The organism is Streptosporangium sp. NPDC051023, assembly GCF_040689595.1.
Lineage (GTDB): Bacteria > Actinomycetota > Actinomycetes > Streptosporangiales > Streptosporangiaceae > Streptosporangium.
Window position 1 is genome coordinate 1 of sequence record NZ_JBFBCE010000062.1, and the last position, 23,727, is coordinate 23,727.

Annotated in this window: 23 protein-coding genes and 1 pseudogene; 17 read left to right on the forward strand and 7 right to left on the reverse strand. The window is 68.6% G+C overall.

Annotated features, from left to right (window positions below; all coding sequences use genetic code 11):
• Positions 1-128, forward strand: a pseudogene (locus AB0395_RS32220) (ATP-binding protein); the annotation flags it as partial.
• 154 nt (positions 129-282) lie between these two features.
• On the opposite strand, the gene AB0395_RS32225 reads toward AB0395_RS32220, so the two are convergent.
• Positions 283-1,089 carry an SAM-dependent methyltransferase gene (locus AB0395_RS32225; RefSeq protein WP_366287625.1) on the reverse strand — a complete coding sequence of 269 codons (807 nt, stop codon included), beginning with the start codon at positions 1,087-1,089 and terminating at the stop codon, positions 283-285.
• Between the two features lie 473 nt (positions 1,090-1,562).
• Positions 1,563-2,309 (reverse strand): hypothetical protein, encoded by a 747-nt coding sequence (locus tag AB0395_RS32230; protein ID WP_366287627.1) that lies wholly within the window; start codon positions 2,307-2,309, stop codon positions 1,563-1,565.
• Positions 2,310-2,631: 322 nt separating this feature from the next.
• Between AB0395_RS32230 and AB0395_RS32235 the strand changes: the two genes are divergently transcribed.
• Together AB0395_RS32235 and AB0395_RS32240 are read left to right on the forward strand one after the other, a co-directional pair.
• Positions 2,632-4,269 carry an ABC-F family ATP-binding cassette domain-containing protein gene (locus tag AB0395_RS32235; protein ID WP_366287629.1) on the forward strand — a complete coding sequence of 546 codons (1,638 nt, stop codon included), beginning with the start codon at positions 2,632-2,634 and terminating at the stop codon, positions 4,267-4,269.
• An 87-nt stretch (positions 4,270-4,356) separates the two neighbouring features.
• Positions 4,357-5,337, forward strand: a complete 981-nt coding sequence (locus tag AB0395_RS32240; RefSeq protein WP_366287631.1) for a LacI family DNA-binding transcriptional regulator — start codon at positions 4,357-4,359, stop codon at positions 5,335-5,337.
• 149 nt (positions 5,338-5,486) lie between these two features.
• Here the strand turns inward: AB0395_RS32240 and AB0395_RS32245 are convergent, their stop codons facing one another.
• Positions 5,487-5,981 carry a hypothetical protein gene (locus tag AB0395_RS32245; protein ID WP_366287632.1) on the reverse strand — a complete coding sequence of 165 codons (495 nt, stop codon included), beginning with the start codon at positions 5,979-5,981 and terminating at the stop codon, positions 5,487-5,489.
• Between the two features lie 130 nt (positions 5,982-6,111).
• Here AB0395_RS32245 and ppgK point away from each other — a divergent pair, with 130 nt between their 5' ends.
• The 7 genes from ppgK to AB0395_RS32280 all read left to right on the forward strand — a co-directional run bounded on the left by ppgK (position 6,112) and on the right by AB0395_RS32280 (position 16,203).
• Complete coding sequence (gene ppgK, locus AB0395_RS32250; protein ID WP_366287634.1) at positions 6,112-6,846, forward strand: polyphosphate--glucose phosphotransferase; 735 nt, start codon at positions 6,112-6,114, stop codon at positions 6,844-6,846.
• Between the two features lie 127 nt (positions 6,847-6,973).
• Entirely contained in the window at positions 6,974-7,534 is a 561-nt protein-coding gene (locus tag AB0395_RS32255) for a hypothetical protein (protein ID WP_366287636.1), read from the forward strand.
• Between the two features lie 3 nt (positions 7,535-7,537).
• Complete coding sequence (locus AB0395_RS32260) at positions 7,538-8,209, forward strand: class F sortase (RefSeq protein WP_366287637.1); 672 nt, start codon at positions 7,538-7,540, stop codon at positions 8,207-8,209.
• Between the two features lie 162 nt (positions 8,210-8,371).
• A complete protein-coding gene (gene hrpA / locus AB0395_RS32265) occupies positions 8,372-12,265 on the forward strand; it encodes an ATP-dependent RNA helicase HrpA (protein WP_366287638.1) in 3,894 nt (1,297 codons plus the stop codon).
• 216 nt (positions 12,266-12,481) lie between these two features.
• Entirely contained in the window at positions 12,482-13,810 is a 1,329-nt protein-coding gene (locus AB0395_RS32270; protein ID WP_366287640.1) for a ricin-type beta-trefoil lectin domain protein, read from the forward strand.
• Positions 13,811-14,112: 302 nt separating this feature from the next.
• On the forward strand, positions 14,113-15,408 hold the full coding sequence (locus AB0395_RS32275) for an RICIN domain-containing protein (protein WP_366287642.1): 1,296 nt from the start codon (positions 14,113-14,115) through the stop codon (positions 15,406-15,408).
• A gap of 150 nt (positions 15,409-15,558) precedes the next feature.
• Positions 15,559-16,203, forward strand: a complete 645-nt coding sequence (locus tag AB0395_RS32280; protein ID WP_366287643.1) for an HAD family hydrolase — start codon at positions 15,559-15,561, stop codon at positions 16,201-16,203.
• A gap of 110 nt (positions 16,204-16,313) precedes the next feature.
• Here AB0395_RS32280 and AB0395_RS32285 read toward each other — a convergent pair whose 3' ends face one another.
• On the reverse strand, positions 16,314-16,622 hold the full coding sequence (locus AB0395_RS32285) for a DUF5709 domain-containing protein (RefSeq protein ID WP_366287645.1): 309 nt from the start codon (positions 16,620-16,622) through the stop codon (positions 16,314-16,316).
• A 181-nt stretch (positions 16,623-16,803) separates the two neighbouring features.
• Here AB0395_RS32285 and AB0395_RS32290 point away from each other — a divergent pair, with 181 nt between their 5' ends.
• The 5 genes from AB0395_RS32290 to AB0395_RS32310 all read left to right on the forward strand — a co-directional run bounded on the left by AB0395_RS32290 (position 16,804) and on the right by AB0395_RS32310 (position 20,791).
• The gene (locus tag AB0395_RS32290; RefSeq protein WP_366287647.1) at positions 16,804-17,349 is read left to right on the forward strand and encodes a TetR/AcrR family transcriptional regulator; all 546 of its coding nucleotides are present in this window, start codon (positions 16,804-16,806) and stop codon (positions 17,347-17,349) included.
• 10 nt (positions 17,350-17,359) lie between these two features.
• Positions 17,360-17,830: a DUF5360 family protein gene (locus tag AB0395_RS32295; RefSeq protein ID WP_366287649.1), complete on the forward strand. Its 471-nt coding sequence runs from the start codon at positions 17,360-17,362 to the stop codon at positions 17,828-17,830.
• A 78-nt stretch (positions 17,831-17,908) separates the two neighbouring features.
• Positions 17,909-19,696 (forward strand): SpoIIE family protein phosphatase, encoded by a 1,788-nt coding sequence (locus AB0395_RS32300; RefSeq protein WP_366287651.1) that lies wholly within the window; start codon positions 17,909-17,911, stop codon positions 19,694-19,696.
• 46 nt (positions 19,697-19,742) lie between these two features.
• Entirely contained in the window at positions 19,743-20,114 is a 372-nt protein-coding gene (locus AB0395_RS32305; protein ID WP_366287653.1) for a metalloregulator ArsR/SmtB family transcription factor, read from the forward strand.
• Entirely contained in the window at positions 20,111-20,791 is a 681-nt protein-coding gene (locus AB0395_RS32310) for an SRPBCC family protein (RefSeq protein WP_366287655.1), read from the forward strand. Before AB0395_RS32305 ends, AB0395_RS32310 begins: the two co-directional genes overlap by 4 nt.
• A gap of 124 nt (positions 20,792-20,915) precedes the next feature.
• On the opposite strand, the gene AB0395_RS32315 is transcribed toward AB0395_RS32310, so the two are convergent.
• Positions 20,916-21,389, reverse strand: a complete 474-nt coding sequence (locus AB0395_RS32315) for an NUDIX hydrolase (RefSeq protein ID WP_366287657.1) — start codon at positions 21,387-21,389, stop codon at positions 20,916-20,918.
• 131 nt (positions 21,390-21,520) lie between these two features.
• Entirely contained in the window at positions 21,521-21,826 is a 306-nt protein-coding gene (locus AB0395_RS32320) for a hypothetical protein (protein ID WP_366287658.1), read from the reverse strand.
• A 255-nt stretch (positions 21,827-22,081) separates the two neighbouring features.
• Between AB0395_RS32320 and AB0395_RS32325 the strand changes: the two genes are divergently transcribed.
• Positions 22,082-22,939 (forward strand): helix-turn-helix transcriptional regulator, encoded by an 858-nt coding sequence (locus AB0395_RS32325; protein WP_366287659.1) that lies wholly within the window; start codon positions 22,082-22,084, stop codon positions 22,937-22,939.
• A gap of 19 nt (positions 22,940-22,958) precedes the next feature.
• Positions 22,959-23,198: a DUF397 domain-containing protein gene (locus AB0395_RS32330; protein WP_366287660.1), complete on the forward strand. Its 240-nt coding sequence runs from the start codon at positions 22,959-22,961 to the stop codon at positions 23,196-23,198.
• A gap of 75 nt (positions 23,199-23,273) precedes the next feature.
• Here AB0395_RS32330 and AB0395_RS32335 read toward each other — a convergent pair whose 3' ends face one another.
• Positions 23,274-23,627 (reverse strand): PRC-barrel domain-containing protein, encoded by a 354-nt coding sequence (locus AB0395_RS32335; protein WP_366287662.1) that lies wholly within the window; start codon positions 23,625-23,627, stop codon positions 23,274-23,276.
• Positions 23,628-23,727: the final 100 nt, after the last annotated feature.

The following is a 23,727-nucleotide window of genomic DNA, read 5'->3' on the forward strand; positions in this document are numbered from 1 at the left end:
TGGAGTTCCATCTGCGTAATGCCGGGGCCTGGGCGAACCGGGCCACGGGTGAGGATCTGGCGACCCAGATCGACCCCGACTTCGTCTTCGGGCCCCAGGTCTCGACCGTGGGCACCTCTGCGGCCTGACCTGGCCGATCTCGCTACGGCGAAGGCCGGCCAAGCACCCTTCCTGGTGTCCTGATCTCGAGGTTCCGCGCCATCGGCGACGGGACCACCAAGGCGTTGCCCAGGTGCCCGTGCTTGGTGCTGAAGGCGTCTAGGGAACTCGGGGGAAACGGTCTCAGGGCTTTCTGCCCACCCCGCACACGATCAGCGCCTGCGAGGGGTCGTCGTAGAGCGGGAAGTCGTCAGGCCGCCACTCCGGCAGCCAGACGAGCCCGGGATCCACCAGTTCGAAGCCGTCGAACAGCTCCCGGATGTCCGTCCTCGAGCGCAGCACGAGCGGTGAGTTGGCCCGCTCGTAGACCTTGGTGCCCTTTCTCGCGGCCTCGGCCCGTGAGTCGTGGGTCCCGTGGGAGAGGACCAGGTAGCTGCCGGACGGCAGGGCGTCCCGGAGCGTGGCGATGATGCGGCGGGGGTTCTCGGCCTCGGTGATGAAATGCATGATGGCCACCAGGAGCACGGCCACGGGCTTGGAGAAGTCGAGGTGTTTGTGGACCTCAGGGGACTGCAGGATCTCCTCCGGCCGTCGCAGGTCGCCTGCGGCCACCGTGACCTCGCCCTTGACCCCCCGCAGGAGTGCCCTGGCGTGCGCGAGGACGATCGGGTCGTAGTCGATGTAGGCGACCCGGGCCTCCGGCCTGATCTCCTGTGCGACCTCGTGGACGTTGCCTTGCGTCGGCAGTCCGGTGCCGATGTCCAGGAACTGCTCGATGCCCTCCTGCGCCAGGAACCTGACGGCCCTGCCGAGAAAGGCACGGTTCTCCCTGGCGGCGATCCGCACCTCGGGGACAGCGGCGAGGATCTCTTCCGCGGCGAGGCGGTCGGTGGGGAAGTTGTCCTTCCCGCCGAGGTAGTAGTCGTACAACCTGGCGACGCTTGGAGTGTTGACGTCGATCCCGCGTTGCGTCCACTCTTCGTCGGCCACGTTCACCCTCCGCCTGAACAGTCGTGAAGATCCCTAACCTGAGAGTAATGCCCAATCTGTAGCCGTAGGCAATATTTTCGGGGGAAAGTATTGTCGGTCTGTTGCCTCTGGGCTGCGGTCGGACCGGTTCCGGGCCGTCCCAAGGCGGGGTTTCGGGGCCCGGGTGGGGCTGACGGATTGTGCCGGGATGATGTGGGAGCGATACCAGCGGGGCGTATCGCGCTGAATCGGGGTATTCGGTGCCTGCGCCGTACCGGTCTGGCGGGTCGCCATGCGGGTTCCGTCGCTTCTTCCCGCGCGAGGCCTCCCCCGTCTGTTCGGTGAGGCGCCGGGACCTCGCGCGGGGCGGCGTTCGCACGGCGCGAAAAGCCTGCCCGGAGCGAGGGAAAGGCGGAAGCCCAGGGGCGCCCTGGGCTTCCGCTTTCACATGGGCCTGATGGCTGGGCGCCGTTCCTCGTGAAGGATCACAAGGACTAGCGGCGGTCCCAGCCGCCGCCCCAGACCCGGAGCCGGACCGCGCGGCTGCTGCTCTCGTCGAGCTCGTCGTTGCCCTCGAAGACGGCGCGGTATTCGCCGCTCTTGAAGGCGCGGGCCTTGGCGCGGAACTGGCCGCGCCACTCGCTGTCGGTCGAGGTGACCCACTTCCAGGCGCTGGAGCCGCGCGCACGGAAGTAGATGGCCACTTCCTCATTCTTCACGCCCTCCCAGTAGCGGTCCTCGCGGACCTCCAGGCGGCCGGTGAAGTAGACCCAGCGACCCTTGCGGACCGCGTCCGGGTTGACCCGGAAGCTGCCCAGGCGCGTCTCGGCCTTGCCCCGCTGCTCGTGCTTGACGGCGAAGTTGACCTGGTCGGTCACCTTCTTGCCGTCCTTGTCGTAGGCGTCGGCGATGGCGAGCCAGCGACCCTCGAGGTCGTTGGCGTCGAAGCTTGTGGTGAAGCGCCACAGGTCACCGTCGTGGATGAGCCTGGGCTCGTTGGCGTCCTGAGAGCGGAACTGGTTGGAGGCCGGCCTGAGGTGGAGCTCGACGCGGACCGCCTCCGTCGTGCGGACCTCAACCGTGACGTTCGTGTCCTGGTCGTCGGTGACCACGACCGGGTTGGGGTTCACGCTGTCGATGTGCACGCCGAGAGTGGCGCGCTGCGCGGAGGCCGGGCCCGCGGACAGGAGCAGCGACCCGCCCAGGGCCGCAGACAGGAGGCCGACGGTGATTCTCTTCATCAAGACGTTTCCTTTTCCCCGTTGTCGAAAACGATCAGGGGCGATCGCTTCCACCTCTATGAGACAGGCTCATCGGCGTAAAAGTTGCTTAAAGTCCGAAAAAAGTCCGAACAGAGTTGCCTTCAAGTAACGTTTGCCGGTAAACCCCCAGGTCAAAGCAGTGTGGGTAAGTCATCCCTTTCTTTGACCTCGAAGTAAAACTTGTCCGATTTGTCGGGAATGGGGGTTGTGGTGCCACCGACGCCCCGGATGGGAGGGGTCGCCCTCCTGGCGGAAGATCGGTGTGCGCCCTGAGCGGTGGATCACGGATAGCGTTTCCCCCATGAGTGCCACCATCGTCGCCAAGGACCTCGCCGCCGGGCACGGCGATCGCGCACTGTTCTCCGGCCTGGACCTGGTCGTCGCCCCGGGTGATGTGATCGGCCTGGTCGGCATGAACGGAGCGGGCAAGTCGACCCTGATGAGGATCCTGGCCGGATTGCTGCCCCCCGAGCACGGCACCGTCCGGCTCAGCCCGCCCACGGCGGTTGTTGGCTACCTGCCACAGGAGCGTGAGCGCCGGGCCGATGAGACGGTCGAGGCCTTCCTGGCGAGGCGGACCGGGGTCGCCGGGGCCCAGCGCGCGCTGGACGTGGCGACCGAAGGGCTGGTCGAGGGACGGCCGGGCGCCGACGACGACTATGCCGCGAGTCTGGAGAGATGGCTCGCCCTGGGCGGAGCCGACCTGGAGGAGCGCGCGGAGGAGGTCGTCGCGGAGCTGGGCCTGGCGGTCGACCTCGACCGGCCGATGACGGCGCTCTCCGGCGGCCAGGCGGCCAGGGCCGGGATGGCCTCCCTGCTGCTCAGCCGCTACGACGTCTTCCTGCTTGACGAGCCGACGAACGATCTCGATCTGGACGGCCTGGAACGTCTCGAACGCTTCGTGGCCGGGCTGCGCGCGGGGACAGTCCTGGTCAGCCATGATCGGGAGTTCCTGGCCAGGACCGTGAACCGGGTCGTCGAGATCGATCTTCCCCAGCAGCAGATCCGCTCCTACGGCGGCGGCTACGAGGCCTACCTCGCCGAACGCGAGGTCGCCAGGCAGCACGCCCGTGACGAGTACGACCAGTACGCGGGCACGGTCGCCTCGCTCAAGCAGCGGGCCGGGATGCAGCGTGCCTGGATGGAGAAGGGCGTCAAGAACGCGCGGCGCAAGGCGACGGACAACGACAAGATCGGCCGTAACTTCCGCAGTGAGGCGACCGAGAAGCAAGCGGCCAAGGCCAGGCAGACCGAGCGGCTGATCGAACGGCTTGAGGAGGTCGAGGAGCCGCGTAAGGAGTGGGAGCTCCGGATGGAGATCGCGATCGCACCGCGTGCCGGCGCGGTCGTGGCAACCCTGCGCGGTGCGACGGCCCGACGGGGAGCCTTCGCCCTCGGCCCCGTCGACCTGCAGATCGGCTGGGCCGAGCGGGTGGCGATCACCGGGGCCAACGGCTCGGGCAAGTCCACCCTGCTCGCTGCCCTCCTCGGCCGGATCCCGCTGGAGGAGGGGAACGCCTCACTCGGCCCCGGCGTGGTCGTCGGGGAGGTCGACCAGGCGCGTGGGCTGTTCCTCGGTGACGAGCCGCTGGCGGACGCGTTCGGCGCCGCGGTGGGCGACATGGCTCCGGCCGACGTGCGTACGCTGCTGGCCAAATTCGGGCTGCGCGCGGCACACGTGCTGCGCACGGGCGCGACCCTGTCGCCCGGGGAGCGGACCAGGGCCGCGCTCGCGCTGCTCCAGGCCAGGGGGGTGAACCTGCTCGTCCTCGACGAGCCGACCAACCACCTGGACCTGGCGGCGATCGAGCAGCTGGAGTCCGCGCTCGCCTCGTATCCCGGCACGCTCCTGCTGGTCACCCACGACCGCCGGATGCTCGACGCCGTGCACACCACGAGACATCTGCACGTCGAGCAGGGGAGGGTGACGGAGCGCTGAGGACCGCGATTGGCCGTGGCCTGCTCGCGCGAGGTGTTCTTCACAAGTCGTGATAAGCGGTGGCCCGCTCCGTCGTAGGGTTCCACCATGGCGCGACGGCTTGCGGAAGTGGCCAAGAAGGTCGGTATGAGCGAGGCGACGGTGAGTCGCGTGCTCAACGGCAAACCCGGGGTCTCCGAGGTCACGCGCGAGGCCGTGCTCACGGCGCTCGATGTGCTCGGTTACGAGCGGCCGACCCAGCTGCGCGGCGACAGGGCGCGGCTGGTCGGGCTCGTCCTCCCCGAGCTGCAGAATCCGATCTTTCCCGCGTTCGCCGAGGTCGTCGGGGGAGCGCTGGCCCGGCAGGGGTTCACCTCGGTGCTGTGCACCAGGACGCTGGGCGGGGTTTCCGAGGCGGAGTACGTCGACCTCCTCCTGCGGCAGCAGGTGTCCGGTGTGGTCTTTGCAGGCGGCCTTTTCGCCCTGGCCGACGCCCCCCACGCCCACTACGAGCTGCTGTTCGAGCGCGGGGTGCCGGCCGTTCTGGTCAACGCCGCGGTCGAGCACCTCACCTTTCCCCGGGTGTCCTGCGACGACGTCGCCGTCGTCGAGATGGCGCTCAGCCACCTGCGCTCGCTGGGACACGAGCGAGTCGGCATGGTGCTCGGGCCGCTGGGCCACGTCTCCTCACGGCGCAGGCTGGAGGCCGCGGGCCTGGAGCGGGAGTTCGTCGAGCACGCCATGTTTTCCCTGGAGGGCGGCCAGGCCGCGGCCACCAGGTTGGTACGGCGCGGCGTCACCGGCCTCTTCTGCGCCAGCGACCTCATGGCGCTGGGCGCGATACGGGCGGTGCGCCGTGCCGGGCTGTCCGTGCCCGGCGACGTTTCGGTCGTCGGGTGCGACGACTCGGCCCTGATGAGCTGCACCGACCCGCCGTTGACCACGCTGCGCCAGCCGATCGACGCGATGGGCCGCGCCGTCGTCGACCTTCTCTCGGCCCAGATCGACGAGGCGCCGGTCCCCTCGGACGAACTGCTCTTCGAGCCCGAGTTGGTGGTCAGGTCCTCGACGGGGCCGGCGAGGACTTAGCATCCACCCCTCCTACGGCTCGGGCGCGCGGCCCGGCGGTTATTGGTTGGATTTTTCGTAATGAGATCCATGTATTGCGGACTTACGGGGATTTCTTACAATGATCAGATCAAGGCGCCGGGGTGGGGGAAACGGTGGTTCCGGGGTGTTCACTTCGACACGTAGACGATCTTCCAGGCTCCGCCGTAGATGCAGTTGAGGGAGGGCTTCGCGGCCTTTCCTTCCGAGCAGACCTTCGCCTCAACCTCGTAGACATCGCGGTCGGTGAACGCGAAGGGCTTCGGCGTGCCGTACGAGCAGTTGCGGATGCTGTGGTGCTTGAACGGCAGGTTCCCGCCCGAGGTCCGGTAGGTGATGCGGAAGACGACCCAGCCGCAGGCCGAGTTCTTGGTCAGGTCGTGGAGCTTGCCGGAGATCCTGGCCGTCGCGGCGGCGGGGATGACCGCGTGGTCCTCACCCGAGACCGCCAGGGAGCCGAGCGCCCTGGCCCCGTGTCCCGGAGAGTCGTAGGGACCCCACTGGGTCGCGGCGGTCTCCTGCGAGCCGGTCGCGGCGTTGGCGGCGGCGGGGGCGACTGTGGCGAGGGCGCCTGTGGCGAGGGCGGCGGCCATGGCGAGACCGGTGAGGGCCCGGGTGATCGTCATTGGGGCGATCCTTTCCTGCTGTGGTGCCCTCAGTGTCCGGTGGACCGCTTTCAGCCTGGTTGACCGCTCACTGCAAACGAGTATCAGGCGCCTGCCAGAGGGAAGAAGCCGGAAACAGGAGGTGGTCGTCATGGAGACGCTGGGAATCGACATCGGCGGATCAGGCATCAAGGGGGCTCCGGTGGACGTCGCCAAGGGCGAGCTGACCGGAGAACGGCTGCGCATCCCCACTCCCGTCCCGTCCAAGCCGAAGGCGGTCGCCGAGGTGGTCGCGGAGATCGTCAAGCATTTCGGCTGGACCGGGCAGGTGGGGGTCACCTACCCCGGCGTCGTGGTCGACGGAGTCACTCGAACGGCCGCCAACGTGGACCACGAGTGGATCGGCACCGACGCGCGGGCGCTGTTCGCCAAGACGACGGGCCTGCCCGTGGTGGTGCTCAACGACGCGGACGCGGCAGGCGTGGCCGAGATGGCGATCGGCTCCGGCAGGGATCAGGCCGGAGTGGTGCTGATGCTGACCTTCGGCACCGGCATCGGCACCGCGCTGTTCGTCGACGGGCACCTGGTGCCCAACACCGAGCTGGGACACCTGGAGATCAGAGGCAAAGACGCCGAGACGCGGGCCTCCGACCATGCACGCGAGGAGGGCGGGCTGAGCTGGGGCAAGTGGGCCGGACGGGTCGAGGAGTATCTCCGGCACGTCGAGGCGCTGTTCTCCCCGTCGTTGATCGTCATCGGCGGCGGGGTCAGCAAGAAGGCCGACAAGTTCCTGCCCCTGGTGAAGGTGAACACCCGGATCGTTCCCGCGACGCTCCAGAACGAGGCGGGCATCGTGGGAGCTGCCATGGCCGCCGCGGCACCGTAGCGGGCATGGCGTGTCATATGCCGGAAAGGCCGTTCAGATTTTGATCTTCCTTTGACGGACACACCCTCTGACCTGGGTAGGTAGCGAGAGTTAGCAAGATCGCATCTGCTGGAGGCGGAGAGACGTGATGCAGTCGACTGGCGTGCTGGCCCGCTGGATCGTGGTCACCGGGATGGTGGCCCTCACGGCTGCCGGAGCGACGGGGACGGCCGTCGCGGACGGAGACGGGGACGGCGGTGAGGAGGTGAGGCTCTCGCCGTACCGCGCGGGACCGGGGGCGGATCTCAGGATCACCGCCTACGACTGTCAGGGACCCGCCTTCGCCAGATCGGAGGCCTTCCAGAACGAGCCGGAGCTCGAGGAGGACAGCTCGGGTGTCGCCGTCGGGTGGGCACAGGTGGACTACGGCGCGCAGAGCGGCTCGTACACCGTGGAGGTCAGCTGCCGAGGTGACGGCGGCACCCTCTACGGCGAGTTCTACGTCGTCGACGGATACGGTCCCAACACCGGTGGCGGCGGCCTTGCCCTGACCAAGGGCGCGGCACGGGCGGCGGAGGGCTGGAAGGCGGCTCCCCGGCGTGAGGCGCCCGGCTTCGCCCCCGGCTGGGAGACGGGCGCGGTCGCCGTGCTCGCGGGCGCGGGCGCGCTGGCGCTGATGAGGCGCCGCGGGGCAGCAGGGCGTGGCTGACCTGTGACTGACCCGTGGGCGGCGAGGGCTCTGAAACTCGGGGCCGCGGGGCTCGGGGCCGCACTGCTGCTGTCCGGCTGCAGAGCCGGGGCGGGCAGGCAGGCGCCCGCCGACCTGGTCCGCGCCCTGCCGCTCGTCGCGCCCACCGGCAGGGAGGGCGGAGGGTGGCCGAGGACGCTGCCCGGATCGCCGGGCAGGTCGGAGCCGGTGACGATCGTGCTGCCGCGCGCGAAGGTGAACGCCCCGATCACCCGGATCGACTCCGGTGCCGACGGCACGCTGGAGGCGCCGTCCCTCATGCGGGCCGACCTCGCGGGCTGGGACCGGCTGGGGCCGACGCCCGGTGAGCCGGGCTCCGCGGTCGTCGTCGGCCACCTCGACACCAGGACGGGACCCGCGGTGTTCGCCTGGCTGCCACAGGTTCGCAAGGGGGACTCCGTCGCCGTGATCCGCGAGGACAGGACCATGGCGGTCTTCCGGGTCTCCGCGGTCGAGCGCGTCCACAAGACGGCCTTCCCGGTGAGGAGGGTCTACGGGGCCCCGCCGTACCCGGCGATCAGGCTCGTGACCTGCGGCGGTCACTACGATCTCGAACGTCACTCCTACGACGACAACCTGATCGTCTACGGTGACCTCGCGGGCTGGTACCGGGTGTCCGACTTTCCGCCGGCGTGATCGCTCCTCTCACACCTCTGTGATGCCCGTTCTCGAGCCTGTGACCTTCACGATTCCGCCTGCTGCGCCCTCCCGCGAATATTGGAGTGCGGCGCGGCCGGACCTCGGGCACCATGGGCGGTTGGCTCGTGATCTGTGGGCTGAACGTATTCTGGTCGCAGTATGGGAACGCCTCCGTTGACATCTCCACTCGCAGAACTCCAGGCACGCCTGCCCGAGCTCACGCTGCGTGACCAGCGACGGCTACGGCGCAGGCTCGACGGCGTGCGCAGGGTCAGGAACCGCGCCGCGCAACAGAAGATCGCCGCGGAGATCGCCTCCGACATCGAGAGGGCGGAGCGCCGGGTCGCCGAGCGCCGGGCCGGTGTGCCCGCGGTCACCTATCCCGAGGCGCTGCCGGTCAGCCAACGCAAGGACGACATCCTTGCGGCGATCCGCGACAACCAGGTCGTGATCGTCGCCGGTGAGACAGGCTCCGGCAAAACGACCCAGCTGCCGAAGATCTGCCTGGAGCTTGGCCGGGGGGTCAGAGGCCTGATCGGGCACACCCAGCCTCGCCGGATCGCCGCCAGGACCGTGGCCGAGCGCGTCGCGGAGGAGCTGGACACGCCCCTGGGCGACGCCGTCGGCTACAAGGTGCGTTTCACCGACCAGGTCGGCGACGGCACGCTCGTCAAGGTGATGACCGACGGCATCCTCCTGGCCGAGCTGCAGACCGACCGCGACCTCGCCCAGTACGACACGCTGATCATCGACGAGGCGCACGAGCGCAGCCTCAACATCGACTTCATCCTCGGCTACCTCAAGCAGCTCCTGCCGAGGCGTCCCGATCTCAAGGTCGTCATCACCTCGGCCACCATCGACCCCGAGCGCTTCTCCAAGCACTTCGGCGACGCGCCGATCGTGGAGGTCTCGGGCCGGACCTACCCGGTCGAGGTCCGCTACCGTCCCGTCGGTGAGGACGACGACCAGATCCAGGCGATCGGCAACGCCGTCGACGAGCTGTGCGCGGAGGGCCCCGGCGACATCCTGGTCTTCCTGAGCGGTGAGCGCGAGATCCGTGACACCGCCGACGCGCTGTCCAAACGCAAGGACGCCGAGATCCTCCCGCTGTACGCACGGTTGTCCGCGGCCGAGCAGCACAGGGTGTTCCAGCGGCACTCGGGGCGCAGGGTCGTGCTGGCGACCAACGTGGCCGAGACCTCGCTGACCGTGCCCGGCATCAAATACGTGGTCGACCCCGGGTTCGCCCGCATCTCCCGATACAGCCACCGCACCAAGGTGCAGCGACTGCCGATCGAGGCGATCTCCCAGGCCTCCGCCAACCAGCGCAAGGGCCGCTGCGGACGCGTCTCCGAGGGCGTCTGCATCCGGCTCTACGAGGAGGACGACTTCCTCACCAGGCCGGAGTTCACCGACCCGGAGATCCTGCGCACCAACCTCGCCTCTGTCATCCTGCAGATGACCTCCATCGGCCTGGGCGACATCGCGGCCTTTCCGTTCGTCGAACCGCCGGACCAGCGCCAGGTCAGGGACGGCTACGACCTGCTGCTCGAGCTGGGCGCGTTCGACCAGGCCAGGCAGATGACCCCGCTCGGCCGTAAGCTCGCGGGCCTGCCGGTCGACCCCCGCCTCGCGCGCATGGTGCTGGAGGCCGACCACAACGGTTGCGTCCGTGAGGTCATGGTCATCGCCTCCGCGCTGTCCATCCAGGACCCCCGCGAGCGCCCGGCGGACAAGCAGCAGGCGGCGGACGAGAAACATCGCCGCTTCGCCGACAAGGAGTCGGATTTCGTCTCCTATCTGAACCTGTGGGACTACCTCCAGGAGCAGCAGAGGGAGCTGTCCTCAAGCGCGTTCCGGCGGCTGTGCAAGAGCGAGTTCCTGAACTACCTGCGTGTCCGCGAGTGGCAGGACGTCTACAGCCAGCTCCGCCAGATGTCGAAGTCCCTCGGCGTCACGCTGAACGGCACCCCGGGGGACGAGCAGAAGATCCATGTCTCGCTGCTGTCCGGTCTGCTGTCGCACGTCGGCGTCAAGGACATCGACAAGAAGACGACGAGCGAAGGTCCTCGCAAGCCGGGCGCCGAGCCGCGCAGGCCGTTCACGGAGTATGTCGGCGCCCGCAACGCCCGCTTCGCCATCTTCCCCGGCTCGGCGCTGGCCAAGAAGCAGCCGCTGTGGGTGATGTCCGCCGAGCTGGTCGAGACCTCCAGGCTCTGGGCCAGGGTCAACGCCAAGATCGAGCCGGAGTGGGTCGAGCCGCTCGCCCAGCACCTGATCAAACGCACCTACTCGGAGCCGCACTGGGAGAAGAACCAGGGTTCGGTGATGGCCTACGAGAAGGTCACCCTGTACGGCGTGCCGATCGTGGTGCAGCGCAAGGTCAACTACGGCCGCATCGACCCCGAGCTGAGCCGGGAGCTGTTCATCAGGCACGCTCTGGTCGAGGGCGACTGGGAGACCCATCACGCCTTCTTCAGGGAGAACCGCAGGCTCCTGGAGGAGGTCGAGGAGCTTGAGGAACGGGCCCGCCGCCGCGACATCCTGGTCGACGACGAGACGTTGTTCGACTTCTACGACCAGCGCGTCCCCGCCGACGTCGTCTCGGGACGCCACTTCGACTCCTGGTGGAAGAAGACCAGGGCCGGCCAGCCGGACCTGCTGAGCTTCGAGAAGTCGATGCTGATCAGCGAGGCGGCGGGTGACGTCAGCCAGCGCGACTATCCCGACGTGTGGCGCCAGGGCGGCCTGCGCTTCCCGCTGACCTACCAGTTCGAGCCCGGCACCGACGCGGACGGCGTCACCGCCCACATCCCGCTCTCGCTGCTCAACCAGGTCAACGCCGACGGCTTCGACTGGCAGATCCCCGGACTGCGCGAGGAACTGCTCACCGCGCTGATCCGGGCGCTGCCCAAGAACGTCCGCCGTAACTTCGTGCCCGCGCCCAACTACGCCAAGCAGGTGCTCCAGCGCGCCCAGCCGACCCAGGAGCCGCTGCTCGCGGTGCTGGAGCGGGAGCTGCTCAACCTGACCGGGATCCAGGTGCCGCGGGAGGCGTGGCAACTCGACCTGGTCCCCGACCACCTGAAGATCACCTTCAGGGTGATCGACGGCCGTAAGCACAAGCTGGCCGAGAGCAAGGACCTGGCCGAGCTGAAACGACGGCTCGCGCCCAAGCTGCGCCAGACCCTCTCCAAGGCGGCGGACGGCCTGGAGAAATCCGGGCTGACCACGTGGACCGTGGGGGAGCTGCCCAGGACGTTCGAGCAACGCAGGATGAAGGCCTATCCCGCGCTGGCCGACGAGGGCGCGACCGTGGCCGTACGGATGTTCGAGACCGAGGCCGAGCAGCGCAGAGCCATGTGGGAGGGCACCCGCAGGATGCTGCTGCTCAACACGCCCTCCCCGGTCAAGTGGGTGCTCGGCCGCCTGGACAACCAGTCCAAGCTCGCCCTCAGCCGCAGCCCGCACGCGGGCGCCGTCGCGTTGTTCGACGACTGCGTCGCCTGCGCCGCCGACGAGCTCATGAGTCGGTACGGCGGGCCCGTCTGGGACGGCCCCGCCTTCACCGCCCTGCATGACAAGGTCCGCGCCGAGCTGTTCGACACCACCGCGGAGGTGGTGACCCGGGTCCAGGACATCCTCAAGGTCTGGCACACGGTCGTCACCCTGCTGCCCGACAGTCGCTCGACCCCCGCGATCGAGGACGTCCGCGACCAGGTGGCCGATCTCGTCTACGCCGGGTTCGTCACCGAGACCGGCTACAAGCGCCTTCCCGACCTGCTCCGCTATCTCAAGGGCGCCCAGCGGCGCCTGGAGAAGATGTCCGAGGACCGATTCCGTGACGAGGAACGGATGCACAAGGTCCACGACATCGAGGACGACTATCACGAGCTGGTGGAGAAGCTTCCCCCCGCCCGCCGTTCGGACGACGACGTGCGGCAGATCCACTGGATGATCCAGGAACTGCGGGTCAGCTACTTCGCGCAGACCCTGGGCACCCCATACTCCGTCTCCGACAAGCGCATCCGCAAGGCGATGGACCAGCTCTGAGGCCGGGCCGCCGAGCCGGGCGCCCGGGTCTCCGGCCGGGCTGCCTGGTTTCTCCCGCGGTGGCCCGCCCTCTCCGGATCCGCTGACTCGCCGGTCAATTGATCTTCTTCGTTTCTCGGTGCATTCACGGTCGATTCATGAGCCGTACTCACTTTGCGCCCTACATTGCTCCTCGCAAGGCCAGGTTGTTCGGTCTTTTTGATTTTTTTGAGGAGCATGGTGAAACCGATTGTGCGTCGAACCGTCCGCGCGATCTTAGCGATCACGCTCGCCACGCTGGCGGCCGTGAGCGCCGGGGTCCTGACACCCGCCGCGCCCGCCTTGGCGGCCCGCTCGCCGGAGCGGATCGCCGATGACTGCTACAACGCGAGGGCGGCGCAGCAGGGAGGGCTGATCTACTGGGTGCCTGAGTGTGAGATCGAAGTGCTCTCCAGCGAGGAGGTGTACGCCGCCCCCAAGGTCGTGGGACAGGTGGCCCTCGCCTGCAACTCCAGTGGTGGCAGTACGACCGTCAACGCCTCCACCACCAGCTCGACCTCCTTCTCCTTCGGCCTCGACATCGGTGGCAAGCACAAGTTCGGCAATCTTGAGGAACAGGCCGGTCTCAAGCTCGGCTGGAGCTGGAGCTGGTCCGAGAGCCGAGGCTGGGCCACCACCGTGAACATCCCGGGCTGGTCTGTCGGCTGGATCGAGAGCCGGGACGCCCAGCGCAAGCTGACCGTGAACGTCAAGGCCGACTACGACGACGGCCGCGGCTTTGCCGAGGTGGCCAGGAAGCAGGTCATCTACACCCCGAACACGAAGCGCGACAACCTCTGGCTGCTGCGCAGCCGCCCGCTGTCCGACTGGGAGATCAAGAATCGCTGCGGCAGGAGTGCCGCCGCCGCCTCCGGTGAGGCCGGGCTCAAGGTCACCCCTGCCCCCTCGTTCGCCACGTCTGTCACGGACTCCGCGTCCCCGTCCGCAGCCCCGGCCGTCGTGCCGGATGCTGCCTCCGCGTCCGCGGCCCCGGCTGTCGTGCCGGACGGTGCCTCCGCCTCTGAGGTGTCGGCACAGGGGGGTGGCTACGGCCCCGACTTCCGCTTCTGGGTCAAGAGCCAGGGCCGCCTGCTCAGCACCTACAGCTCCAAGTGCATGACCGTGCACAACGGCGCCTCCGCCGACGGGACCAGAATCGTGCAGAACGACTGCAAGCCCGACCGGCCCAAGGAGCAGCTCTGGGAGACCGTGAACCTGACGGAGGGCCCGCCGTGCTGCCGGGTTCCCTACATCATGTACAAGAACTCCAAGACCAAGAAGTGTCTCGACATCAGCGGGAACGAGCGGGACGACGGGCTGAACCTGGAGCTGTACACCTGCGTGCCCTCGGCGCCGGTGCAGAGCTGGCTGGCGGAGTCCGTCACCGCGGGGATGCCGCCCTACTACGACGGTCAGCCCGCCTTCTTCCTCAGGAACAAGAAGACCGCCAAGTGTGGGGCCCTGGACTTCTATAACGGACTGCTGAAAGAGAGCAGCCCCCTGAAGCAGTACCCCTGCCACCGTTGATCTGACGAACCTTGATTCGAGGCGGGCGCGCGGCCACGGCCGGGCGCCCGCTCCGGGCCGTACGGCGCATGGGCGCCGCCGGAGGCCCCGTTCCGTGACCGGGAGTGAACGTCCACGGGCCACGACATCGAGGACGGATGCCGTGAGCGGCCGGAGAGGTTTCCCCCTGGACCTCGGTGGGATGACCGAGTGATCTTCTTCGTTTCACGGTGCATTCAGGACCGATTCATGAGTTGTGCTCACTTTGAGCTCTACATTGCCCCCTGTCAGGCCGGACTGTCCGGCCGCACTTCCTAAGGATCATGGTGAAACCACATCTGCGCCGAATCGTTCGCTCGTTCCTGGCGGTCGCGCTCACCGCGCTGGCGGTCGTGAGCGCCCTGGTCGCGACGCCGGTCGCGCCCGCCTCGGCGGCCCGCTCCCCGGAACAGATCGCCAGGGACTGCTACGACCCGCAGTGGCGACAGGCGGGAGGCCTCATCTACGCGGTCCCCGAATGCAGGATCACGGTGAAGAGCGGTGAGCGGGTGTACGGCTCCCCCGAAGTCGCGGGAAGCCCGTCCGTCATGTGCAACGGCAAGGGGGGCAGCACGACCATCAACGGCTCCAGCACCACCTCGACCTCCTTCTCCTTCGGCCTCGACCTCGGTGCCAAGAAGAAGTTCGGCGACCTCGAGGGACAGATCGGCGCCAAGCTCGGCTGGAGCTGGAGTTGGTCCCAGACCCGGGGCTGGGCCACCAGCGTGAACATCCCGAGGTGGGGCGTCGGCTGGGTCGGGTTCCAGAAAGCCCTGCGCAAGGTGGTCGTGGACGTCGTGGCCGACTACGACGACGGCCGCGGCTACGCCGAGTACGCCAAGAACCAGGTTGTCTACGGCCCGGACCCGGACAGCAAGGACAAGCCGGTGGGCAAGAGCCGTCTGCTGACCGACTGGGAGATCGAGCACTACTGCCACAGCCTCGCCTCCACCTCCGGCGAGGCCCAGGCCAAGTCCCTCCCCGTTCCCACGGACACCGCGGCCTCGACCTCGGACGGCGCTTCCGGTGCCCCCGCCACGGACGCCTCCGCCGCTCCCGTCTCTGAGGCCGCCGTCTCCGCCGCGGACCCCGCCTCAGCCGGCTCCAAGGTGTCGGCGCAGGGGGTGTACGGCCCCGACTTCCGCTTCTGGGCCGTCACCCAGGGCGGTCTGCTCAACAGCTACAGCAACAACTGCATGGCCGTGAAGGGGGGCAGCTCCGCCAACGGCGCCGCGATCGTTCAGGACGACTGCAACCCCAAGGGGCTCGCGGAGCAGCGCTGGAGTCCCACGCGTCAGTCGAACGGCTACTTCATCTACCAGAACGCCAAGAACAAGAAGTGCCTCGACGTGAGCGGATCCGAGACGGCGTCCGGGCAGCCTCTGGAGCAGAAAGCCTGCGCCCCCAAGGAGCCCGTGCAGAACTGGAACATCGTGCCCGTCACCCTGAAGCTCCCGCCCTACGACGACTCCCAGCCCGGTTACTTCTTCAGCAACAAGAAGAGCGGCAAGTGCATCGCCCTCGACTTCGGCAGCCTGCTGCAGGACGGCGGCCCGGTGGTGCAGCAGAACTGCCCGTGACCGTGAACCGCTGACCTGGTGATTCTCCCTGTCCGGGGCGGGCGTGCGGCAACGGCCGGGCGCCCGCCCCGGCGCACACGGCGCACGGGGCGCCGCGCCCCCTCTCCGGGAGGGAAAGTAGGATCGGGGGCCGATCAAAGGGGGAGTTCCGTGGTCAAGGCGCTGGTGTTCGACGTGGGGGAGACCCTCATCGACGAGACACGGATCTGGTCACGCTGGGCCGACCGGCTGGGCGTCACCCGGTTCACCATGCTCGGTGTGCTGGGCGGTATGGCGGCGCTCGGCAGGTCCTTCGAGGAGGCGTTCCAGGTTCTGCGGCCCGGCTTCGAGGTCGAGGCGGAGCAGGAGGCGTGGCGGCGGGAGGACCCGGAAGGGCTCAGGGTCAACTTCGACGCCGACGACCTCTACCCGGACGTACGGCCCGGCCTGGCCGCGCTGCGCGGCCTTGGCTACGAGCTGATCATCGCGGGCAACCAGCCGCCGCAGGCCTACGACGCGCTGGCCGCGATGGACCTTCCCGTCGACTCCATCCACACCTCCGACGGCTGGGGGGTGGCCAAGCCGGAGCCGGGGTTCTTCGCCAAGGTCGTGGCGGTCTCCGGGCGAGAACCCGGCGAGATCCTCTACGTGGGGGACCGGCTCGACAACGATGTTCTGCCCGCCCGCGCGGCGGGCATGCGCGCGGCCCTGATTCGCAGGGGTCCCTGGGGCCACCTGCACGCGCTGCGCCCGGAGGCGGCGGAGGCTGACCTCGTCGTCGACGACTTCCCCGCGCTCGTCGCCGCTCTGTCCTGACCTGGTTTCCGGGGTGTCCGTGACCCCTGCCCGGGGCGCGTCGCGCGACGATCCCGCGGTGGCTGAAGGGCATCGGCGCCGCGGGCCGTCTCGTGTGGGAGGTCAGGCGGTCAGACGTCCGGCTCGATGTGGATCGCGCGTTCCTCGGCCGACAGATCGCCGCCGTTGGGGCCGACGTCCGTGGCGTACGCCTCCGAGGTCTCGTCGGGACCGATGCCCTCGTCGGGCGCGACCAGCCGGTCCTCGGCGCGCGGGGTTCGCTCACGCTGCTGGGGCGCCTCGCGCCAGAGTCGCTCGTCGAGCGTGTCCTGGTGTGCGGGATCGTCCTCGATGATTTCGTGCTCGAAGCCGAGGTCGTCGGTCCACTCTTCGACCTCGGTCGCCTGCTCGTCGCTCAGACCCTCACGGTCCGGGGGCATTTCCCTCATACTGCCGCCCTACCCGTTTTGTGGATGGGAACCCAAGAAAACCGCCTTCCGCACCTTTTCGCGGTGTTCGATCCGGCTGCCACCCCGCTCGGTGGGAGACGTCGGAGGGAAGCCCTGATACGGGACGGGCTCGGGGTTTAAACTGTACCGGTCAGCCGGTATAGTTTCGGCTGTGCCGAGATCAAGTTCGAAAGACCGCCTGCTCGACGCCGCCGCCGAGGTGCTCCTGGGGGAGGGGGCCGAATCGCTGACCCTGGAGGCCGTCGCCCGGCGCGCCGGGGTCTCCAAGGGTGGGCTGTTCTACCACTTCCCGACCAAGCAGGCCCTGGTCGCCGGGATGGTCGAGCGCCTGGTCGGTGCCTTCGACGAGGCCCTGGCCGATCCGGGGACGCGTCCCGGCGACTTCCTGCGCGCCTACGTCGCCGCGACGATCCCCGAGACCCCCGCGTCCGGAGGGGTTCCGGCCGACCGGATCACCGCCGCCCTGCTCGCGGGCGTGCTCGTCGACCCGGGCGGCCTCGCGCCCCTGCGCGAGCGCTACGCGGCGTGGCAGCGCAGGCTCACCGAGGACGGGATCGATCCCGCCGTCGCCACGCTCGTGCGCCTGGCCGTCGACGGCTGGTGGGCGGCCCGTCTACTCGGCCTGGCCGAACCCGAGGCCGGACTGCACGAGCGGGTCCGCCGTCACCTCATGGAGATGATCGACAATGGTCTGTGACAATCTTCGCGTGCTCACGCCGGGGCGTGGCCGTACAGGGGCGGGCGCGCGCGGGACCGGGGGTTCCCTCGCGGTCACCAAGAGGCTCATGCTGTTCACCGACGTGGGTTTCCTGGTCTACTTCTCGATCACGGGGCTGGGCCTCATCCCGCCCGCGTGGGCTTTCGCCGACTACGCCAACCCGCTGATGGTCTCCTGGAACTGGTCGTTCCTCTGGATCGACCTGCCGGCCAGCGCCACCGGTCTCACCAGCCTCTACCTGCTGCGCAGGGGAGCGCGCAACGGCCCGCAGCTGATGCTCGTCTCCCTGGTCCTCACCTCGGCCTCCGGCCTGATGGCCGTCGCCTTCTGGACGCTGCGCGGAGACTTCTCCCTCGCCTGGTGGATCCCCAACCTCTACCTGCTGCTGTTCCCGCTGCCCGCGATCGCCCGCCTCACCGGTACGGCACGCGTGGGCGAACACGCCGAGAGGGGCCGGTAAAGCGTTATTTGTCCGTTTATCTGGCTTTCATGGAGTCGCCCAGGGAACAGGGTCAGCATCCAACCGGGGGAGGACGACATGATCACGCCGCAGTCGCCGGACGGCGAGCGCGCGGAGGAGGCCGAGGCGCTGATCCGTGACCGGTTGGTCCTGTTCAGGCGGCGCATGCGGCGGGAGGCGACCCTGGACCAGATAACGTGCCGCCTGGCCGTACGGATGAACGTGCGGCCGAGCGAGGCGGCGGCCTACCTGGCGCGTCTTTCGCACGACAGCGGGGTCGACCTGCTCGACGTCGCCCGTTCCGTCGACGAGCGCAACCCCCGCTCACCCGAGGAACTGCACGCCGAGGTGCCCTCGTGGGTCGGTGACGTCATGGGCGCGCTGCAGATGGCCGCCGCCTACCTGACCCCGGTCAGGGACGAGACGGGCCGCGTCGTGGACTTCCTGGTCGCCGCGACCACCGAGCACGCCCGGGACGTGACCGGACGCGGTCCCGAACTGCTCAGGGGACGCAGGATGATCGAGCTCAGCCCCGGAGTCGTCCGTTCCGGACTCCTCGAGGCCTATCTGCGGGTCTACGAGACAGGCAGGCCGTTCTCCAGAGGGCCCTTCGAATACGTCGAGATCAGGGACGACCGGTCCTGGCCCGTCTCGGCCAGTGTCAAGGCCGCGCGGGTCGGGGACGGGGTGCTGGCCACCTGGTGGATCCACGACGAGGAGGAGCGCCTCACCAGGGGCTGGGAACGCGCCCAGCGGCTCGCCGGGCTGGCCTGGGCGGAGTGGGACCTGGCGACCGGGCGGGTTTCCTGGACCCGGGGGATGTACGAGATGTTCGGCAGGGAGCCCTCCGAGGGGCCGACCCCGCTCGACCGGCTGCCGGGGATGGTCGCGGCGGACGACGTCCCCGCCGTCGGGGAGATGATGCGCACGCTGCTGGAGTACCGGGAGGCGGTCGAGGAGGAGTTGCGGATCCAGCACCGGCACGGCATCCGTCACCTCCGCCTGCTCGCCGAACCCGTGCTCGACCAGGACGGCCTGCCGGTGACGATCCGGGTCATGGCCCAGGACATCACGGCCGACCGCCGCAGGGAACGCGCGCTGGCCATGGCCCACGAGCAGGCGTCGCGTGCCAGGCGGCGCGCGGAGGAGGAGCACCGCGTCGCGGTCACCCTCCAGGACACCCTCGTGCCCCTGCGCAAGGGTGTGGTCGACCTGCCCGGTCTGCGCCTCGGGCTCAGGTACCGCCCCGGCGAGGAGGTCGGCAGTCTCGGCGGCGACTGGTTCAAGACCCGCCCGATGCCGGACGGACGGGTGCTGGTGGCCATCGGCGACGCGATGGGGCACGGGCTGACGGCGGCGAGCCTGATGGTCCAGATGCGCAGCGGGCTGGCCGGTCTCGCCTACACGGGGGCCGAGGCCGACCAGCTCGCCACCTGGCTCAACGAGCTGACCTACCACGCCAACCAGGGCATCACCGCCACGGGGACCGCGATCATCGGCCACTACGAACCCGCCGCCCGCACCTTGACCTGGACCTCGGCGGGTCATCCCGCCCCCGTCCTGGTCCGTGAGGGCAAGGCCTCCTTTCTCGAAGGCGACCCCGGCACCATGCTGGGGGCGTTCGAGGCCATGGAGTACACGCTCACCACGACGCGGCTCGAAGAAGGTGACGTGCTGCTGCTGTACACCGACGGCATCGTCGAACGCCGAGGGCGCGACATCGGCGACGGCCTGAACGCGCTGCTCGACGCGGCGGGCCGCTGTGTCGAGGGCGACCTGGACAACGACCTCACATGCCTGCTCGAACAGCTCGGGGACGAGCCCGCCCAGGACGACATCTGCGTGCTGGCCCTGCGGGTGTTGTGATATATCCGGATTGACTTATATAAGCGAAGGGCGATATTTTCCCGGTGTGCACGCGTTCGATGTGCTGGGTGATCCGGTGCGCCGCAGGATCCTGGAGTTGCTCGCCGACAGCGAGATGACCTCGGGCGCGGTGTGCGAGGTCATTCAGCGGGAGTTCGAGATCTCGCAGCCCGCCGTTTCCCAGCACCTCAAGGTGCTGCGCGACAACGGTTTCGCGACGGTGCGCCCGGAGGGGACCCGCCGCTTCTACGCGGTGCGGCACGAACCGCTCCGGGATCTGGACGCGTGGCTCGGCCGCTTCCGGAGCTTCTGGACCCCGCACCTCGACGCGCTGGCCACCGAGCTGGCCCGTGGCAGGCGCGAGCGCCGCCTGCGCGGGCCCGGCGAAGAACACCCCGACCCCAGGAGTAGTTCATGATCGAAACGACCCAGCAGATCAACGCCGTGCGGCGCCAGGTCGGCACACGCGTGCTCGACGCGGGTGAGGCGCGCGTCGCGACCATCAGCCAGACCTACGACGCCACCGTCGAGGACGTCTGGGACGCCTGCACCAACCCCGAGCGCATCCCCCGGTGGTTCCTGCCCGTCTCGGGCGATCTGCGACTGCACGGCCGCTACCAGCTGGAGGGCAACGCGGGCGGAGTGATCGAGTCCTGTGACCCGCCCAAGGGTTTCACCGCCACCTGGGAGTACGGCGGGGACGTCAGCTGGATCGAGGTCAGCCTCTCGAGCGAGCCGGACGGCAGGACACGCTTCACCCTGGAGCACATCGCCCACGTCGACCAGGAGCGATGGGACGAGTTCGGCCCCGGCGCGGTCGGCGTCGGCTGGGACCTGGGGCTGGTGGGCCTCACCCTTCACCTGTCGTCCGGCTCGTCGAGGGTGGCCGTCGACCCGCAGGAGAGCGCCGCCTGGGTGATCTCCGAGGAGGGCAGGCGGTTCATGACGCTCAGCAGCCTGCGGTGGTGCGAGGCGAACATCACGGCGGGCGCGGACGAGGCGGCGGCCCGTGCCGCCGAGGCCCGCACCACGGCCGCGTACACCACCCCTCCGGCTCCTCCCACCGAGTCATCCGAACAGACCGGGCCGTCCTGAGCCTGGCACCCCCGGGACCCGGCGCCGCTCCCGGGCCGACGCCCGGCGGCGGCCCGAGGGGGATACCCGCGCGGGGACGCCGTGGCCGTCCGCTGCCTGCCGTGGCACTCAGCGGTGCGCCGGATCATCCCGGGAGGTAGACGGTCCGCCCCTCCTCCCGGGCGCGGCGGGCAGAGGGGAGACGCGCCGCGGTCTGTGGGGGAAGAAGCATGGCCGCCTCGTCCCAGGGGAGGAAGAGCATGTCGTCGAGCTCGTCCGCCTGCAGCCGTATCCGGCCCGGATCGTCCACGACACCCCCGTCGAACAGGAAGTTCACCATGGGGCGCGGGCGGTCCCCGAACGGCGGCGACCAGTGCACCACCAGGAGCTCGCCCACCTCGACCGACAGGCCCAGCTCCTCGATGATCTCCCGCCTCGCGCAGCTCCGGGGCTCCTCCCCGAGATCGACGGTCCCGCCGGGGATGGCCCAGTACGGCCGGTAGTTCGGCTTGACCAGCAGGACGCGGTCCTCGACGTCGGTGAGCAGCAGGCATGCCGAGGTGAAGGCGCTGGGCAGAGTGGCGTACCACTCGGCGGGCTCAAGATAGGGCTTGCTCATTTCGATCACGCTACCCGCCGCGAGCCCGCTCTTCCCCCGGCCACGCTCTTCCCCGTCCTTCTCCGACCACACTCTTCCTCCGGCCACCTTTTCTCCGCTCCAGCGGAAGGGGGCCACCTCGGTGGGTGTGGCTACACGCCTGCCTCTCCCAGCCAGACGAGATCGGAGTCCAGTCTGGTGGCGGCGCTGAGGGCGCTGCTCCACCGGCCGAACCCCCGGTCGACGCCCACGGTCGCCGCCGTACCGCACGGCAGCTCAAGCCCGTAGGCCACCACCCCGGCCACGCCCTCCTCGTCGTCCTCGAACCCCTGGACCAGGGCGAAGACGCGCGGCAGCCCTCCGGCAAGTGCTCTCACCTCCTCCGCCGTCCAGAAACCGCCGTCCTGGGCCGGGTCGTGGTGGACAATCGGGTGGTCGGAACCAGTGGGGCGCTCCATGGTGGGTGCTTCCTTTCCGATGTCTGAGGCCGGGACGGGCCTGCCCTCCAAGCGAAGCCCGTCCCGGTCCTTACCTTCCTTCGACCCTCACGCGACCGCAGGGCTGTTCGACTGGCCTGAAGCTGTCGAACGGCGTACCCGGTGTGACGGTCTCATTACTTTGTGTATAGTGACACGCAGTTACGAGAGTTCACAAGCTGTGTGGGCCATGGCTGTGGGTTCCATAGCCGCACGGCACAGTTCGGAAGGAAGGGCATGGCTGCTCCGAAGTGGGTGACCCTCCGTGCGCAGTGGCTCGGCCAGCAGCTCCGTGAGCTGCGTGAGGCCAATGGGTTGTTGCTCAGGGACGCGGCCGAATACCTCCAGCGTGACCCGTCCACCGCGGGCCGCTTCGAGTCCGGGGAGTATCCGATCCGACGCCCCGACCTCCTGGCCCTCCTCGACCTGTACGGCGTCGCCGACGGCAGGCGGCGTGAGGACCTGATGAAGCTCAGTCAGGAGGTATGGCAGAAAGGCTGGTGGGACGGATATGCCGGAGAGGTCGCTGGGGCGTTCGTCGACTATGTGTGGTTGGAGTCCCGGGCACGCGAGATCCGTGCGTTCGACAACACGCTCCTACCGGGTCTGCTTCACATTTCAGAGTATGCGCGGGCGGCGATCACGGCGGCGGAGTACAAGGCAAAGAGCGAACGGATCGATCGCTGGGTCGAGCTTCGTATAGCCCGGCAAAGAGTTCTCGGAAGTGATGATCCGCCGCGCTTTTCGGCGATCATTGACGAGGCTGTGCTGCGTCGTGAGGTCGGAGGCCGGGAGTGCCTGGCAGCACAGCTTCGTCATCTCGTCGACCATGCTAACCGACCGAATGTCGAAATTCGGGTCCTGCCGTTCAGTGCGGGAGCTCATGCCAGTCCGACCGGCGCCTTCCGGATTTTCACGATGGCGAAGCCCTTCCCCGAGGTTGGTTATGCGGAGACGCCGAAGGGGGCCATCTATGTTGAATCGCCTGATGCCGAACGCTTTGCGCGGACGTACGATGAGTTGCGAGAGTCAGCGTTCGCGCCCGAGGAGTCGACTGATTTCATCTCCGCGATAGCCGAAAAGCTGTTGCGGTGAACGGATGGAAAGGTATGGCATGTCCAGTTCCGAGGATTTGACTCACGTCGCCTGGCACATCAGCACGAAGAGCGACAACGGCGGGGGAAGCTGCGTTGAGGCGGGCTCCTTCGGTGATGGGAGTGGGCGGGTGGCCGTGCGGCATAGTCATCGTCCTGACGGTGAGGTGATCGTCTATTCCCGGGCTGAGTGGGAGGCGTTCGTCGGCGGTGTCAAGGACGGCGAGTTCGACTTCCCGGTCGACCGCTCACCGTCCTGAGACTCGGGAGACCGGGCACACGGAAAGGGACCGCCCCCTCCCCGGAGCGGCCCCTTTCCTGTCCCACCCCTGGGCTCAGATGACGGGGAAACGGCCGTAGTAGCCGCCGAGGTCGTCGCGGTAGGCGGACGCCTTGTAGGTGGCGTCGTCGAACTCCGGGGCGTCCTTGATCTCGTCCTTTGTGCGGGCGACGTAGACCTTGCGCTCCTGGGGGTCGATCCTGGTGACGGTGCTGGCGGGCAGCACGACCTTCTTGCCGAAGATCCAGAAACCGGTGTCGACGACGACGTAGCTGTCGCCGACCACGTTGCTCTCCTCGTCGACGGAGCCGATCTTGCCGTCGGTGGCCTCGACGTCGAAGCCGATCACGCTCAGGCTCTCGTCACCGAAGACACCGGCGCGGTAGGTCCACAGGCTCTCAGTCGTCATGTTCCGGATCTCCTCGCTGATCATGGGGTCGGGCAGAGGATTGGCTACCCGACCTGGCAGCGATAAACGGATCCGGAGAACGATTTCTCGAAAGCGCCGG

What these genes read in the sequence shown, in the direction of transcription:
- AB0395_RS32230 (WP_366287627.1), bottom strand. Translation starts at nt 2,309, where the DNA reads ATGAAGAGAATCACCGTCGGCCTCCTGTCTGCGGCCCTGGGCGGGTCG.
- AB0395_RS32235 (WP_366287629.1), top strand. Translation starts at nt 2,632, where the DNA reads ATGAGTGCCACCATCGTCGCCAAGGACCTCGCCGCCGGGCACGGCGAT.
- AB0395_RS32240 (WP_366287631.1), top strand. Translation starts at nt 4,357, where the DNA reads ATGGCGCGACGGCTTGCGGAAGTGGCCAAGAAGGTCGGTATGAGCGAG.
- AB0395_RS32245 (WP_366287632.1), bottom strand. Translation starts at nt 5,981, where the DNA reads ATGACGATCACCCGGGCCCTCACCGGTCTCGCCATGGCCGCCGCCCTC.
- ppgK (WP_366287634.1), top strand. Translation starts at nt 6,112, where the DNA reads ATGGAGACGCTGGGAATCGACATCGGCGGATCAGGCATCAAGGGGGCT.
- AB0395_RS32255 (WP_366287636.1), top strand. Translation starts at nt 6,974, where the DNA reads ATGCAGTCGACTGGCGTGCTGGCCCGCTGGATCGTGGTCACCGGGATG.
- hrpA (WP_366287638.1), top strand. Translation starts at nt 8,372, where the DNA reads ATGGGAACGCCTCCGTTGACATCTCCACTCGCAGAACTCCAGGCACGC.
- AB0395_RS32270 (WP_366287640.1), top strand. Translation starts at nt 12,482, where the DNA reads ATGGTGAAACCGATTGTGCGTCGAACCGTCCGCGCGATCTTAGCGATC.
- AB0395_RS32275 (WP_366287642.1), top strand. Translation starts at nt 14,113, where the DNA reads ATGGTGAAACCACATCTGCGCCGAATCGTTCGCTCGTTCCTGGCGGTC.
- AB0395_RS32285 (WP_366287645.1), bottom strand. Translation starts at nt 16,622, where the DNA reads ATGCCCCCGGACCGTGAGGGTCTGAGCGACGAGCAGGCGACCGAGGTC.
- AB0395_RS32300 (WP_366287651.1), top strand. Translation starts at nt 17,909, where the DNA reads ATGATCACGCCGCAGTCGCCGGACGGCGAGCGCGCGGAGGAGGCCGAG.
- AB0395_RS32310 (WP_366287655.1), top strand. Translation starts at nt 20,111, where the DNA reads ATGATCGAAACGACCCAGCAGATCAACGCCGTGCGGCGCCAGGTCGGC.
- AB0395_RS32315 (WP_366287657.1), bottom strand. Translation starts at nt 21,389, where the DNA reads ATGAGCAAGCCCTATCTTGAGCCCGCCGAGTGGTACGCCACTCTGCCC.
- AB0395_RS32320 (WP_366287658.1), bottom strand. Translation starts at nt 21,826, where the DNA reads ATGGAGCGCCCCACTGGTTCCGACCACCCGATTGTCCACCACGACCCG.
- AB0395_RS32325 (WP_366287659.1), top strand. Translation starts at nt 22,082, where the DNA reads ATGGCTGCTCCGAAGTGGGTGACCCTCCGTGCGCAGTGGCTCGGCCAG.
- AB0395_RS32330 (WP_366287660.1), top strand. Translation starts at nt 22,959, where the DNA reads ATGTCCAGTTCCGAGGATTTGACTCACGTCGCCTGGCACATCAGCACG.
- AB0395_RS32335 (WP_366287662.1), bottom strand. Translation starts at nt 23,627, where the DNA reads ATGACGACTGAGAGCCTGTGGACCTACCGCGCCGGTGTCTTCGGTGAC.